Here is a 13,765-nt window from a genome sequence, read left to right on the forward strand (position 1 = left end):
AAATGAGATGAACGAGATCCAAGTGTGGAGGTCGTGGCTCACCGCCAAGGTTGCCAGCGAGCTGCGCAACCCCAAGCACGACGAACGCGGTGACATCGTGCAGACGGTCATCCTGACAGCACTGTTCGCCGCCGCGGCGATCGCGATCGCAGCGATCATCATCACCAAGTTCACCAACAAGGCCAACACCATCCCCACTGGCTGACCATGACAAGCAACCGGCGGGTCCGAGACGAGCGTGGAGCGACTTCGGTCGTCCAGGTGGTTCTGATCGCGCCCACGCTGCTGCTGATCTTGATGTTCATCGTGCAGTATGCGCTCGTCGCCCACGCCCAATCAGTTGCAGAAGCTGCCGCCGGTGAAGGCGCCGCGGCTGCGCGCAAGGCCGACGGCAGTGAGGGAGACGCCCAGGAGCGAACGGCGAAATACCTGGACTCGCTCGGACCCAAGATGCTGTCAGAACGCTCAGTCACGGTGAACCGAACTCCCGAATCAGCGACGGTCACGGTGACCGGGCGCGTGATCTCGCTCGTGCCTGGCATCCACCCGAAGATCAGCGAGACGGCCTCCGGTCCGGTCGAGCGGTTCGTCGCCCCGATCGAGGAAGGACCATGATGGATCGGCGCGACGAACGCGGCACGGCCGCCGTCGAAATGGTCCTCATCGTCCCGGTGATTATCTGCGCGTTCCTACTCGTCGTAGGTCTGGGCCGGATGGCACATGCACGCCAACAGGTCGAGGGAGTCGCTGCCGACGCAGCCCGGGCCGCATCGCTCGAACGGAACACCGACCGTTCAGCTGCCGCAGCCAGATCAACGGCCATCGAGGCGCTCGGCTCCGCAGGGTTGTCCTGCCAAGGGCTCGCCTTGGACGTGAACGTGTCGAACTACCGACCCGGCGGCACCGTGAGAGTCACCGTGCGATGCACCGCCAGTCTGGGCGACGTCGCCCTGTCCGGCTTGCCCGGGCAGCGCGTGTTCACCGCAAACGCCACGGTGCCGATCGAGAACTACCGAGCCAGCTGAGCAGGGGAGGGGCAAGCCATGCAGGACCGCAACCGCGAAGACGGTGTCACAGCGCTTTTCGTCGTGCTGATCGCGGTTGCTCTGCTGTCCATGGCCGGGCTCGTGATCGACGGCGGCTACGCGATGGCCTCCAACCGTCGCCTCACCGGCCAGGCCGAACAGGCGGCGCGCATCGGCGCCGACGCCCTGGACCAAGACAGTCTTCGCGACGGAGGAACACCGAAAGTCGCACGCGATCGGGCGATCGCCGCGGCGCAGAACTACCTCTCCAGCGTCGGAGCTCCGCGCGGCCAAATCTCTATCAACGAAGACACGGTGACGGTCACGCTCGCCAGCCATTCCAAGACCGCGATCCTCTCGGCCGTCGGGGTCACCCAGCTCGCAACCGGCGGGTCAGCGTCGGCCAAATCAATCGACGAAGACGGCCCCTAGAAGTCGCCTGCGAAAATAGTTGGCCGCCGAGTGTCGCTGAACGGCAGATGGCCAGCACTTTCTCTAGGCAAAGGCAACCCAAAGGCAAGGGAGACGACAATGCGGTTCATACGAGCGGTCGGTGCATTGGTGGTTCTAGCTGCGCTCGTGATCGGCATACCAGCCATGCTGATCATGTTTGTCGGCAACCCGTGGCCAGAGACCGGGATCAGACTCGACCAACCATTCAGCGACGAAGCGATCATCGGGATCCTCGCGGCCACGCTCTGGGTCCTGTGGGCGCAACTCCTGTGGTGCATTGGCGTCGAAATCAGGTTCGCCATCAAGGACGGCGGTGTAGATCATCAGACCGTCGGCACCTTCGGATTTCAGCAACAGATCGCTCGGGTCCTGATCTCCTCAGTCGTCTTCGCGATCGGATCATCCACGATGATCAACCTGCACACAGACACAGTCGCAGCCACGACGTCGGCGGCACCCGCCTTCGCGCCGACCTCTGAAATCATCTTCACCGAGACCACCGTTCAGGCTGACCCTGAACCGGAGGTGGTCGACCAAGTCGAAGCGGCCGAGGAAACCCTCACGGTCCACCGAGGCGACACATTGTGGGCGTTGGCCGAGAAACACCTCGGTGATGGTGCGAAGTTCGTCCAGATAGTGCAACTCAACGAGGGACACACCATGACCGACGGCAGGGTGTTTCGCGCGACCGACCCGATCATCACCGGGTGGGAACTGCGCATGCCGGCGCACTCCACCTACGCGGCTAACGAGCGAGCCGATGGATTCGACTACACGGTCAAGCGAGGCGACACGCTGTCGCAAATAGCGCTGGATCACGAAGGTGACGCCGGGAAGTGGCCGGAGATATTCGAGAAGTCGAAAATGCTCGACCAACCTGCCCCGTTGACTGACCCAGACCTGATCTACCCAGGTCAAAGGCTCGACCTTCCCAGCGTTGGACCCGCTGTCTCGCCGGCGCAGACTTTGCCGCCTAACACCTCGGCCACGCCAGATATTGCTTCTGAATCCGATAAACCCAGGCAGGTCCAAGCGGGCGTTGGCGAACCACCTTCAATGGCGTCGCCAAGGTCGGTCGAGGGCGGTGTCGAAACGCAGGACGCTGAGCCCCAACTGCTGGAGGGAATAGAGGTTGCCGATGCAACCGAAGATGACGGTTCGCAGCTGCCTGGGTGGGCCATGTCGGGATTGCTGGGCGCGGGGGCGCTCCTAGCCGGGTCCATGCTGCTCATGCTTCGGTCCCGCCGCGCATCGCAACACAGGGTACGACGCCCGGGGCGAACGCTCACATCCCCCGACCCGCAGTCATCGCAGGTCGAAAAATCTGTCAGCGTGGTCGGAGCGACTGCAACCAATACCGTCGAAGTGATCGACGAACTGCTGAAGCGTCTGGCGGTTGCTCGAATCGAAGCGCAGCAGGATCTGCCAGACGTAGCCGCAGTGGAGGTCACGACCGCAGCGATTGCCATCCACCTGAAGGTCAAGGCGAACGAGCCGCCAACGACACCCTGGGCTGTTTCCGACGATGGACTCCTGTGGGTCATCGACCGCGATATCAACCTCGACACCATCGGTACAGCTGCCTCAGACAGCCCCGCACCATGGCCGCTACTCGTGACCATTGGCCACGACGATGCATCAAGCACATGGTTGCTCAACATCGAGGACCTAAACGTCGTAGTGACGGGCGACAGTCTGGCCGTCACCGACTTCGCACGATTCATCGCTGCGGAGATCGCCTGCAACCCGTGGTCGCGGCACACGGCTCTGGACCTCGTCGACGTCGCAACCGAAATCGAGCCGATCAGCCCAGACCGAATCCACATCCACAAAGATGTGAATACGACAGCAGCCCAAGCGGTGACCGAAGCAGTCAACGTGATCGACCGGCTCGCCGAACACGACGTCGACACGCCGACAGCCCGAGCCCAACAAAAGGATCCCGACCCATGGCCCTCTCGTGTTCTTATCGCCGGCCACGACACGGACGTCGCCGCCTTGACCCAACTCACAGAGTTGATCGCGAACCATGGTGGCCGTACGGCCACCTCGGTCGTCCTCAGTGGTCCTGACAGCGGCACTGCATTCGCCGTCCACATCGACGAGCGACGCCAGTTGAACATTCCATCGGTCAACCTGACAGTCACGGTCGTTGGGCTCACCGCCGACGAAGCTCACGGCTGCGCCGCGCTACTCACCCAAGCCGACGAACGATCCGATAGTCCCGCTCTCGACCTACCCGGTGACTTGCCCTGGCAGACGATGGCCACCTCGACTGGATCACTCCGCGACCAGTACCGCGTCGGTCGTGCAGTGAGCACGCTCGAGCCGTCCGCGTCCCTTCTAGACGAGCCAGACCTGGCCTACACATCCGTTGCCGCGACTACTGTCGCCGACCTCGAAGCTCTCGCTCCGAAAGTCACCGAACGTACGCGCCAGCAAGTCCACGCCGCGGACCCTGATCTTGACGACGACCTCGCCGCCTGGGTCGCCGACGACTGCTCACGGCCGCGCTTATCCCTCCTGGGCCCTGTCGGTGCGCGCACAGGCGGAATAGCGCTCGCTCGGCGGAAGCCTTTTTACACCGAGCTCCTGGCCTACCTCGTGTCGCGTCCGTACGGAGCAACCACCGACGAAGTCGCGACCGCGTTTGACCTCACCACATCGCGGGTCAGGATCGACATCAACTCGCTGCGTGACTGGCTAGGCGTCAACCCGACCACGGGCGAGAAGTTCCTTCCCGACGCCCGCCATGCACCAGCCGCACAAGAGCGTGGCGTCGGCGTCTACCAGGTAGTGGACGCGCTCGTCGACGCCGACCTCTTCCGGAGACTGCGGATCCGCGGCGAAAGTAGTGGCCCAGACGGCATCGAGGATCTCGTCCATGCTCTCCAACTGGTCACCGGGCGTCCCTACGAAAAGCTCAGGCCCGGTGGGTGGGGTTGGCTCTTGGAAGGTGACCGAGCCGATCAACATCTAATTTGCGCAATTGCCGACGTCGCGCACGTGGTGGTCGCCCACAGCCTGCACATCGGCGACCTCGACCGTGCCGGCAGGGTGGCGGCAATAGCGGTCACGGCCGCGCCGGATGAGGAAGTCGCGCGACTCGACCTGGCGACCGTGTTGGAAGCTCAAGGACACAAAGCCGAAGCAGAACGGATCGTCCGCGACGAGGTGTTCAACCGATCTGACGACGGAGAAGCCCCTGAGGAACTGACCGAGCGCACCGAGCGGATCATCGACGCGCGACGTTGGCTGAATCACGACGCGATGTAAACACCAGCCCGAAAACCTGCCTGGCGGCGACCAAATTCCGGTCGCCGCCAGCGCTGTTTCGACCATCCGGTCAACCCATGGACGCAACCACTTTCAACTTTCGGGGGAACGTGCGCTGACCTGCGCAAACGTGACGTTCCCCCTGCGTTTCCCACACGAAACGCGCAATTGGGGAACGAATCAGGTAACACCTGACGGCGATCTTCCTGCCATGCACAACGCATCCAGGAAGGAAGCCGCCATGAGCGTTGCAACGATGCTTGGAGTCGACGACGTTGACGCACCAGCAATGATGGAAGCCCGCGTCAGCTGGTCACGATGGGCCTCTGAAGAACCAGCCCTGGCCGACATCGCTGACCTACTCGAACTGCGCGGGTGGACACGTCAAGCCGATCTGATCCCTAGAGACGCAGCCATCCGCGCGCTAGCCAAACTCGGTTCGCCAACCGGAGGTAACGAGCAAGCCGCCACCACAGCGCTCACCTGGGCGCTCGTACCGGGCGCAACAAATCTGGCTCGTCGACTGGCCGACCTCAACGTCTCGGCCAACGTCAACGCACTCATTGCAAGCCACCTTTGGACCTCTGCAAAGACCTTCAAATGGGAACACCGGACCTCCGCGGCGTCAGCAATCCTGCACGACACCCGGCACGGTGTGCTCGGCGAACTCGGTCTGGGTGACCGTGTAAGACGCAAAGACCGCACGTGGGCTCGGACCATCTGCGTCGAACCAGACGTGCCGATTTGGGCGGATCAGACCGACGAGAGGATTGACGACGCTGAGTTCGTGGTTGATTTGCTAGACAATGCGATTTTGGCGGGTGTTATCTCAGTCCCGGACCGCTCCCTTCTGATTGATCTGGCCATCGCCGCCGACATCGGATGTGTTCCCGCAGGACGCGGCAGAGCCGGCCTGACCGGCTCCGCTGCAACCCAAGTGGTTGCTCAGCGGCGAGGCCAAATCACCAGGACCGTGGCGCGGCGCGCCTCCCGAGCCATTGATCGCTTAGCCACTTACTCAAACGGGTTCGACAACCTCACTCAGGTTCTGACCGTTCGAGGCACGGCTCCTGATCTCAGGTGGGTGGCGTGATAGAGATGCATGCCAATGACGAGGCAGACGTGTATCTCGAGGCACTTGGCAATGAGGCCGAATCCATCGAGACCCCCGACTGTGACTCGGCATGACCACTCCGGTTTCAGTAGGCGAGCTGCAGCGCGCTTGGGCTGCAGTTGCAGCTGGGGACTTCCGCAGCAAGGGAACCTCGCGTCGTCGGCCACGCGCTGACCCATGGTCGCCAGACGAACCGTGCATCGTCGTAGCCGGCGCAACGGGTCGCGTCGGCGCAACCACTGTGGCGCTCGGCCTCGCGACAGCCAGCAGGCGAAGGACGCGCGTCGTCGAATGCGGATCCATGCATACCTCTGGCCTAGCGCGCGCATCCACCGCGGAGCTGGGCATCACTGCGAGCGGATGGCGCCGAGGAAGTCGAGGACGGGTTTTCATCGATCGCACTACCTCGACCTTCCAAACGGTCGACGAAGTCCCTGCACCGGAATCATGCGACTCCGAGCTCACTGTGCTCGATCTCAATTGGGATCTCGCCCTCATCGATGCCGCTGAGTGCTGGATGACGCCACTGCTCAGGTCTGCGCCGATGATTGTCGTCAGCGTCGCAACAGTTCCTGGACTATGGGCGCTCGATCATGCCCTCCATGTGACGGGCCGAGCCACGACAGCCATCTGTGTGCTGCTCGGACCGTCGACGAAGAAGTGGCCCAAGTCGCTGCACAACGCGACACCACCGGCTGTCCGCGCGGTCGACGTCGCCGAGCGGCTCTTCACTGTCCCGCTGGATGCATCGCTCGGACTTTCGGGACTCAACCCTGATCCATTGCCCACACACCTTGTGGCGGCATGCCAAACCATCTTCGATCGCGTGGTCGAAGACACGAAAGGAACCGAAAACCATGTTTCGATCTGACACAGCACTCACAACGGAATTGGTCTCGCGGCTAGCGACGGTCTGCCCCAAGGCGCCGCCTGGCGCGCAGACCTACGTCAACGACATCACCGGCTATATCCAGTGGGGTGTGCTCGCCCTCTTCGCCGCTGGTGTCATCGTCGCCATCGGCGCGATCGCCGCAGGTCGCATGTTCGGAATGCCACACGCCTCGAAAGTGGGCATCATCTCGGCCGTTGTCGTCTTCTTCTCAGCGATCGGCTACATGGTCGTGCCCGCCATGATCGACGGGGTCACCGGCAGCGGCTGCATCTGATGTCCAAGAAGGAGCCATCCACCGAGTGGAGCCGTCGGCAACTGCTGACGGCACTGGCCGGAGTCGCGGGATTTGCCGTGTTCATTATCGTTGGTCTCGGCTACGCGGTGGCGCACGCTTTGACCGCGGACTCCACCAACGGGTCGGCTTCCTCGAGCACTCCTGAGAAGGTGTGGCCCGCTGACACGGCTGGAGTTCGCGGCCAGGACTACCGTGATGACATCGCCGCCCAGGCGATGCTCGAATCGACGGCCGAAGACATGAAGCCGGCGGCTCCCGCCCTCGTGCGGCCCGACCGGATCCAGATTGACTCTCCGGCCGCAGTCGGACCGGTCGATGTGCCGACCGGGTTCCCGCACACACCAGAAGGAGCCGTCGGCCAGCTAGGGGCCATCACCGTAGCCACACTCAACTCGATGTCCCTGGAGTACGCCCGCGACGTCTACGACGCCTGGGCAGCGCCAGGTGCCGACTTCGCCACGTGGGAGCTCGCGCAATCCATCCAGGCATTCCACACCAATGCCGGCACGGTCGACGGCGACACCTCCGTGAGCGTGTCAACCACCCCGGTGGGCGCTCAAATCAAAGGCAACGACGGACCTGACTGGGTGCTGGCGTGTGTGCAGCTAGACGTCACCGCCGTCGTCGTCGAACACGTCCGATTCGGATACGGCCACTGCGAGCGCATGGCTTGGTCCGGCAACGGATGGATTATCGCTGCCGGCACGCCGCCGGCACCAGCACCGTCGACCTGGCCAGCATCGCAGAGAAGCCTCGACGCCGGATGGAAGCTGTGGATTTCCGAGGAGGTCGACTGATGTACCAGGACGGAGGACCGCTCGGATTCCTTGGACCATTCAACCCATTCGGGGTCGCAGGAGATATCGCCGGCAAAGCTGTCGCCGAAGGCTGGACGGGCATCATGGTTGCCCTCTGGTCAGCCGGCCTATGGGTGCTGCGCATGGCCCTGGGGCTGATGGACAAATGGTTGACCCCCGACATCTCATCGGGCGGTCCCGCAGCCGAGATCTACAAGACGACCTTCTGGGGTGCCGGCGCACTAGTACTGATCATGTCGCTGGTCCAGCTAGGCGTCGCCGCCTTCCGCCGAGACGGCAAAAGCCTTGCGCGGGTGCTGATCGGGGCCGCGCAGTTCGCCATGGTCTGGGGCGCATGGATCACCTACGGCATCGCGGTCATCGCTGCATGCGGTGGCCTGTCGCGGGCACTGATGAACAGCCTGCTGAAGATCAACAACTGGTCTGAATGGAAGCCCATACCAGAATTCGACTTCGCCAAATCGGGCATCGAGATCGGGCTGGCGACGGTTCTGGGCATCCTCGGTCTCTTCCTGTGGGTCGCCGCGTTCGGCCACTTCGTCATCATGCTCACGCGGGCGGCCGCGCTCCTGATCCTGACAGCTATGACCCCACTGGCCGCGGCCGGGCTCGTCTCCGAAGCGGGTAGATCGTGGTTCTGGAAATCGCTGCGCTGGTTCCACGCCGCAGCGTTCACCCCGGTGCTGACCGTGCTCGTCATGGGTCTTGGGGTAAAGCTCACCAGCGGTGTGGCCCAAGGCGGAACGCAAACCGCAGAGGCGGCGATCGGGACAGCCTTTCCCGGCGTCATGCTCATCCTGGTGTCAGTCGTGGCACCGGTTTCACTGTTCCGGCTCCTCGCGTTCGTCGACCCTGGCACCAGCTCGGGAGCAGCGATGCGCGCGGGTATGTCGTCTGCCGGCGGACTCCAGGGACTCCTCACAGGAGGCGCAGGTGGAGGACAAGGTGGAACGACGTCTGCCGCTTCACAAAGCACCGGAGGGGGCCAATCCCAGGGCGAAGCCCAAAGCAACGCCGCCACCTCCGGCCGGTTCGGCCAAGCACTTGCAGGCATCGCCGGACCAGCTGGTGCCGCGTATGCCGCCGGCCTGGGCATGGTCACCAAGGCGGGCTCGACAGCAGCCTCGGTCGGCATCGACGACATGAATCAAACAGCGGTGGGCGACTCGTCGTACTTCCCCGACTATCAACGCGGTAGCCAACGCTTCAACCCCGACCAACGCGATCCCGGCTCAACCGACGACGACCAAAACCCAGACGCAGCATCCTCTGGATCTGACGGCTCGACGCCGTCCGTTCCGATGCCATCCATACCGGCCGGAGCGCCCACAGCGGGTGGCGGTCCCGGCGGGGGTGGCGGTGGCGCTGGCGGAATGCCGAAACCACCTGGTGGTGCGAGTGGGGGTGGGGGTGCCTCGGGAGGAGGGGCCGCCGCGGCCGCCGAGATTCCCCCGATCGTCTAACCGAAAGGACACATCGTGACCATCTACAACGACTACTCGCGCGCCAAGGTCGGATTCTTCTTTGGCATGTCGGGCTGGCAACTGGGCACCGTCGCGCTGACGTTGCTTCCGGTCTTCTGGTCGATCCAACGCCAGTCCTGGGGCTCGGCCGTCATATTCATGATGGTGTGGGCGGTGATCAGCGCGATCGTCGTCGTACCGGTCAGGGGTCGCTCTGCAACCGGCTGGTTCACAGCGATGACCCGCTACACCGTGGGAGGGCTCTCCGGTCGGACACGCTTTCGCGCCCGCGCAGCCCGCGGGCAAGCAACCGACCTCGCCCAAGCGGACCTCCCCGGTGCGCTCAACGCCGTCGAGATCCACGACGGCCCACCGACCGGCCCAGCCCAAACACGCATCGCCATCATTCAGAACCACGCAACGAAGACCTGGGCCGTGACCGCCGCAGTGGTCCACCCAGGAATCGGGCTGGCAGGAGTCGACGAACGACGCCGACTCGGCACCGGACTGAGCGACGTGCTCGACCTGTGCTCACGCACAGAACTCATCGACGAACTGCTGTTCATTGTCCGCACCGTGCCTGACGACGGCGCCGAGCGAGGCCAATGGATGACAACCCACCGCCGACCACAGGGGCCTGAACTTTCCCGACGCGTGAACAACGACATGCACACCGCCCTCGCTCGCGCTTCGGTGCGCACCGAGGCCTACGTGACGATGGTTGTCCCCGAGACACGAATCGCCAAGGAAGCCAAGGAAGCAGGCGGAGGTCTCGAGGGCCGCGCACGCGTTCTGTACCTGCTGATGGGCGAACTGGAGTCGCAGCTGCGCGGGGGAGTCGGGATGACGAGCGTCACCTGGCTCAGCTCCCCAGAGCTCGCAGCCGCGTGCCGAACAGGCTTCGCACCCGCCGAACGCGCTGGAATCATCGAGGCGCTCGCAGCCCAAGCCAGTGACAGTGCCGTCAACGCCGACGTGCCTTGGGCCATGGCCGGCCCATCCGGGGCGGACCAACTTGTGCGCCACTACTCGCATGATGCATGGAACTCAGTGAGCGCAACTCTCAAACTGCCAGTCAAGGGCGCGCTGATGGGTGCGCTTGCACCCATCCTGACACCGACCGAGATGGGGGAGCGCCGCAGCTTCGTGGCATCGTTCCCGATCCTGCGCCAATCGACCGCAGACCGGCAGTCGGCGTCGGGAGAGTGGGCAGCCGACCTTGGCGAAGCACTGCGGGACAAGGCGAAGGTCAAACAGCGCACCAAGGCGCGCGACGAGGCCGACAAGGTCCGCGCCCTCGATCGCAAACTCGCCCGCGGCAACTCCATGACCCACCCGTATGCCGTGTGCACCGTGACCGTCCCCAAAACACAGCGCATCGCCGAATACGGCCGTCGCCTCGACGCCTCCATCCGCCGCGCCGGATTTGCCCCCCTGCGGCTGGACCTGTCTCAAGATGTCGGATTCGCCGCTTCCACAGTCCCGCTCGGAGTGAGCTTGACCCGAGGCACGAACTGATGCGCGCCACGACCAACGGTGCGGGCCGCGACGTCAACAGGCTGATGCTCGACTTTGGCCACGAGCTGCCAGCCGCCCCAATTGCAACGCCAGCCAGCAAAGACCCTCGACTGTTCCACTACGGCTCCACCCATGGTGAGTTCCGCGTGGGCCGAGGCTGGTCACCGGCCAAAGCCCCCGTTGCTGTGTGGCGGATGACAAGCGACCAGGTTCCCGTGCTGTGGCCGTTCATCTCCACTCCCGGGTTGCCGCCAACGGGTGCACAGATGGGAGTCGACCACCTCTCCGGTGGAGCGTTCTACGCAGATCCCATCGGCTGGGTTCTCGACGACGAAATCCCGGTCACCAATCCCAACATCTTCTCGTTCGGTAAACCCGGCCGAGGCAAGTCAGCCACCACCAAGGCGTTCATCCTGCGGATGATGGATTTCGGCTACCGCAGCCTCATCCTGGGAGACACCAAGGACGAATACGAACTGTTGTGCCGCGCGTTCGGCGTGGAACCTTTCGCCGTGGGACACGGCCTGGCCACCCGCATCAACCCGCTGGCGATCGGGCCACTGGGCCAAGGCTGGGCCGATCTGTCACCCGAACAGGCGCAGGGCCGTGCCGCAATCGTCTTCTCCCGCTGGTTGACGTTGGTTCGGGGGCTCGTCGGCAGCCAACGCATCGGCGACAAGCGTGTGCCGTTCGGTCCCACCGATGAAGCCGTCGTCAAGCAAGCACTGAAGATGCTCACCGGCTACTCGGCCGGAAGTACACACCTGCGCGAAACCACCATCCCCCAGCTGTGGCACCTTCTCGACTCACCCACCAACGAGCTGATCAATGAAACCCGCTACGCGTCCGAGCGCCACTTCCTCGACGAAACACGCCTACTGCGCGACGCGCTGGGCCAACTGGTCACCGGCGCACTGGCAGGCCTGTTCGATGACCACACCACCATCGAAGTCGACTGGAAGGCGCCGATCCAGTCGCTCAGCCTGTCTCGCCTCGAACCACTCGGCGACGAGGCCGTCGGCATCGCCTTGACCTGCCTGAACTCGTGGGGCCGAGGGATGCGGGAAATGGCACCAGCAGGGGACCTGCGCATCGTCGTCCGCGACGAGTCATGGAAGCAGCTCCGCCTCGGACCAGAAGCCGTCAAGAGTTTTGACGCGGATCTGCGACTGTCCAGGCGTGACGGCGACGTGCAGTTTGCGGTCGCGCACAAGCCGTCAGACATGTTGTCTGCCGGCGACACCGGCAGCCAGGCCGTCGCGATCGCCAAAGACCTTCTCCACCTGGCCGACATCAAGATCCTGCACGGCCAAGACCTCGGGATTGCACGCGAACTCGAGGAAATGCTTGGCCTGGGGCCGATCGCCCGCGACATCGTCACCAACTGGGCCATGCAGGGCAAGGGCCGCGCACTGTGGTGCGTGGGCGACCAGCAGTACAAGGTCCAAACGATGCTGCACCCCGACGAGATGCGCTTGACCTACACCAACGAGAACATCGCGGGCGGCGGGTGACGTGAAGATCTGGGGGCTGGTCATCGGCGGCGTGGCGATCGTTCTGCTGCTTCCCATGCTTGCAATCGGCGCCATCGTTGGCGCCGTCATCCCCGCCGCAATCGGTGCCTCCTGCAACGACTCCGTGGTGGCGATGTCGGGAACGTGGCGACCACCATTGCTCAGCCAATACACGGTCACCAGCGAGTTTGGAATCCGCTACCACCCGATCCTGCACACCACCAAGCTCCACACCGGTATCGACTTGGTTGCGCGCGGCGACAGGACCGTCGTCGCCGCCGGCGACGGCGTCGTGAAAACACGGGGCTACAACGCGGCGTACGGCAATCAGGTTGTGATCGACCACGGTCACGGCGTGCAGACGAGATATGCCCACATGGCCGCCCCAGGACGCGTATCTGTCGGCCAACAAGTCGGGGCCGGCACAAACCTCGGTGCCCAGGGCGCGACCGGATATGTGACCGGAGCTCACCTGCACTTTGAGGTCATCAATGATGGACAACCCATCAACCCGCGGCCGTTCATGGCCGCCCAGGGTGCACCGATCACCGGAGTCACTTCGGCGCAACCCGCCTCCGCAACTTCACCGGCCGTTTGCTCCAGCGGGTCAACCTACGGCCACCTCCGCGTCGCGACCTGGAACATCTGCCTGGAGTTCTGCGGCGGAGGCAAACTCCAACCATGGGCTCAGCGCATCCCCTTGATCGCCGCAACGATCAAGCAAGCCCACCCCGACATCATCAGCCTGCAGGAGACCGGCGTACGCGCCACCCAAGGCAAGGCGATCATCAACGCCCTGGCGCCGACGTACAAGCTGGCGGTCTACAACAAGTCCAAGATGGTGCTCTACGACCCGTCCCGCGTCTCGATCGAGACAGCGAAGGGCAAACCACTCGCGTCGAAAGAGTTTGCCGTCGAAGGCAAAGGCGGAGTCGCCCAGGTGCTGCGGGACATACGGACCAACAAGACGGTCGTGGTCTCCAGCGTCCACCCCGTCGACGGAGCCAACGACGCACGCAGGCTCCGCTACATCACGCGGGCACACCAGCTGGTGAACGACCTGCAAAAGACACAACCTGGAAGCGTCGTCATCCATGCCGGCGACCTCAACTCCTACATCCCGGGCAAGGGCAACAAGACCAAGGTCGCCCGGTTCTTCGCAGACCGCGGATACCGCTCGGCCGAGCAAGTAGCCAATGCTCGAAAGGGTCAGGAGTACGAGTCCTACAACGGGGGACACCCGTCAAACCGCGGGGCTCGAATCGACCACATCGTCATAGACCCGGACAAGATCGGCGTGCCCCAGTGGACTCAGGTTCTCGCCGACGAGGGGGAGTCAGATCACAACATGATCTGGGTCGAGTTCGCGTTCGCTGCGACACCCAACGCCACCTAGG

13 protein-coding genes are annotated in these 13,765 nt (G+C 63.8%); all 13 read left to right on the forward strand.

The window, feature by feature from the left end; all coding sequences use genetic code 11:
- The first annotated feature begins 7 nt into the window (after nt 1-7).
- The 13 genes from ABD683_RS11090 (at nt 8) to ABD683_RS11150 (ending at nt 13,764) form a co-directional block, all read left to right on the forward strand.
- Nucleotides 8-205 carry a hypothetical protein gene (locus ABD683_RS11090; protein WP_344769949.1) on the forward strand — a complete coding sequence of 66 codons (198 nt, stop codon included), beginning with the start codon at nt 8-10 and terminating at the stop codon, nt 203-205.
- 56 nt (nt 206-261) lie between these two features.
- The gene (locus ABD683_RS11095; protein WP_344769950.1) at nt 262-615 is read left to right on the forward strand and encodes a TadE family protein; all 354 of its coding nucleotides are present in this window, start codon (nt 262-264) and stop codon (nt 613-615) included.
- On the forward strand, nt 612-1,025 hold the full coding sequence (locus tag ABD683_RS11100) for a TadE/TadG family type IV pilus assembly protein (RefSeq protein ID WP_344769952.1): 414 nt from the start codon (nt 612-614) through the stop codon (nt 1,023-1,025). Before ABD683_RS11095 ends, ABD683_RS11100 begins: the two co-directional genes overlap by 4 nt.
- 18 nt (nt 1,026-1,043) lie before the next feature.
- Nucleotides 1,044-1,457, forward strand: a complete 414-nt coding sequence (locus tag ABD683_RS11105; RefSeq protein ID WP_344769954.1) for a TadE/TadG family type IV pilus assembly protein — start codon at nt 1,044-1,046, stop codon at nt 1,455-1,457.
- Between the two features lie 99 nt (nt 1,458-1,556).
- Complete coding sequence (locus ABD683_RS11110) at nt 1,557-4,754, forward strand: LysM peptidoglycan-binding domain-containing protein (RefSeq protein WP_344769956.1); 3,198 nt, start codon at nt 1,557-1,559, stop codon at nt 4,752-4,754.
- A 211-nt stretch (nt 4,755-4,965) separates the two neighbouring features.
- On the forward strand, nt 4,966-5,847 hold the full coding sequence (locus tag ABD683_RS11115) for a hypothetical protein (RefSeq protein WP_344769958.1): 882 nt from the start codon (nt 4,966-4,968) through the stop codon (nt 5,845-5,847).
- A gap of 487 nt (nt 5,848-6,334) precedes the next feature.
- Nucleotides 6,335-6,739, forward strand: coding sequence for a hypothetical protein (locus ABD683_RS11120; protein WP_344769960.1), 405 nt, complete (start codon nt 6,335-6,337; stop codon nt 6,737-6,739).
- Nucleotides 6,726-7,034, forward strand: a complete 309-nt coding sequence (locus ABD683_RS11125; RefSeq protein WP_344769962.1) for a hypothetical protein — start codon at nt 6,726-6,728, stop codon at nt 7,032-7,034. Before ABD683_RS11120 ends, ABD683_RS11125 begins: the two co-directional genes overlap by 14 nt.
- Nucleotides 7,034-7,852: a hypothetical protein gene (locus tag ABD683_RS11130; RefSeq protein ID WP_344769963.1), complete on the forward strand. Its 819-nt coding sequence runs from the start codon at nt 7,034-7,036 to the stop codon at nt 7,850-7,852. Before ABD683_RS11125 ends, ABD683_RS11130 begins: the two co-directional genes overlap by 1 nt.
- On the forward strand, nt 7,852-9,336 hold the full coding sequence (locus ABD683_RS11135; protein ID WP_344769964.1) for a TrbL/VirB6 family protein: 1,485 nt from the start codon (nt 7,852-7,854) through the stop codon (nt 9,334-9,336). Before ABD683_RS11130 ends, ABD683_RS11135 begins: the two co-directional genes overlap by 1 nt.
- A gap of 15 nt (nt 9,337-9,351) precedes the next feature.
- Nucleotides 9,352-10,854 carry an SCO6880 family protein gene (locus ABD683_RS11140; RefSeq protein ID WP_344769965.1) on the forward strand — a complete coding sequence of 501 codons (1,503 nt, stop codon included), beginning with the start codon at nt 9,352-9,354 and terminating at the stop codon, nt 10,852-10,854.
- Nucleotides 10,854-12,368: an ATP-binding protein gene (locus ABD683_RS11145; RefSeq protein ID WP_344769966.1), complete on the forward strand. Its 1,515-nt coding sequence runs from the start codon at nt 10,854-10,856 to the stop codon at nt 12,366-12,368. The genes ABD683_RS11140 and ABD683_RS11145 overlap by 1 nt, the downstream gene beginning before the upstream one ends.
- A 1-nt stretch (nt 12,369) precedes the next feature.
- On the forward strand, nt 12,370-13,764 hold the full coding sequence (locus ABD683_RS11150) for a peptidoglycan DD-metalloendopeptidase family protein (RefSeq protein ID WP_344769968.1): 1,395 nt from the start codon (nt 12,370-12,372) through the stop codon (nt 13,762-13,764).
- Nucleotide 13,765: the final 1 nt, after the last annotated feature.

This window comes from Aeromicrobium panaciterrae, from assembly GCF_039537165.1.
In the GTDB taxonomy this organism is placed as follows: Bacteria; Actinomycetota; Actinomycetes; order Propionibacteriales; family Nocardioidaceae; genus Aeromicrobium; species Aeromicrobium panaciterrae.

What these genes read in the sequence shown, in the direction of transcription:
- ABD683_RS11105 (WP_344769954.1), top strand. Translation starts at nt 1,044, where the DNA reads ATGCAGGACCGCAACCGCGAAGACGGTGTCACAGCGCTTTTCGTCGTG.
- ABD683_RS11135 (WP_344769964.1), top strand. Translation starts at nt 7,852, where the DNA reads ATGTACCAGGACGGAGGACCGCTCGGATTCCTTGGACCATTCAACCCA.
- ABD683_RS11110 (WP_344769956.1), top strand. Translation starts at nt 1,557, where the DNA reads ATGCGGTTCATACGAGCGGTCGGTGCATTGGTGGTTCTAGCTGCGCTC.
- ABD683_RS11090 (WP_344769949.1), top strand. Translation starts at nt 8, where the DNA reads ATGAACGAGATCCAAGTGTGGAGGTCGTGGCTCACCGCCAAGGTTGCC.
- ABD683_RS11145 (WP_344769966.1), top strand. Translation starts at nt 10,854, where the DNA reads ATGCGCGCCACGACCAACGGTGCGGGCCGCGACGTCAACAGGCTGATG.
- ABD683_RS11115 (WP_344769958.1), top strand. Translation starts at nt 4,966, where the DNA reads ATGCACAACGCATCCAGGAAGGAAGCCGCCATGAGCGTTGCAACGATG.
- ABD683_RS11130 (WP_344769963.1), top strand. Translation starts at nt 7,034, where the DNA reads ATGTCCAAGAAGGAGCCATCCACCGAGTGGAGCCGTCGGCAACTGCTG.
- ABD683_RS11125 (WP_344769962.1), top strand. Translation starts at nt 6,726, where the DNA reads ATGTTTCGATCTGACACAGCACTCACAACGGAATTGGTCTCGCGGCTA.
- ABD683_RS11100 (WP_344769952.1), top strand. Translation starts at nt 612, where the DNA reads ATGATGGATCGGCGCGACGAACGCGGCACGGCCGCCGTCGAAATGGTC.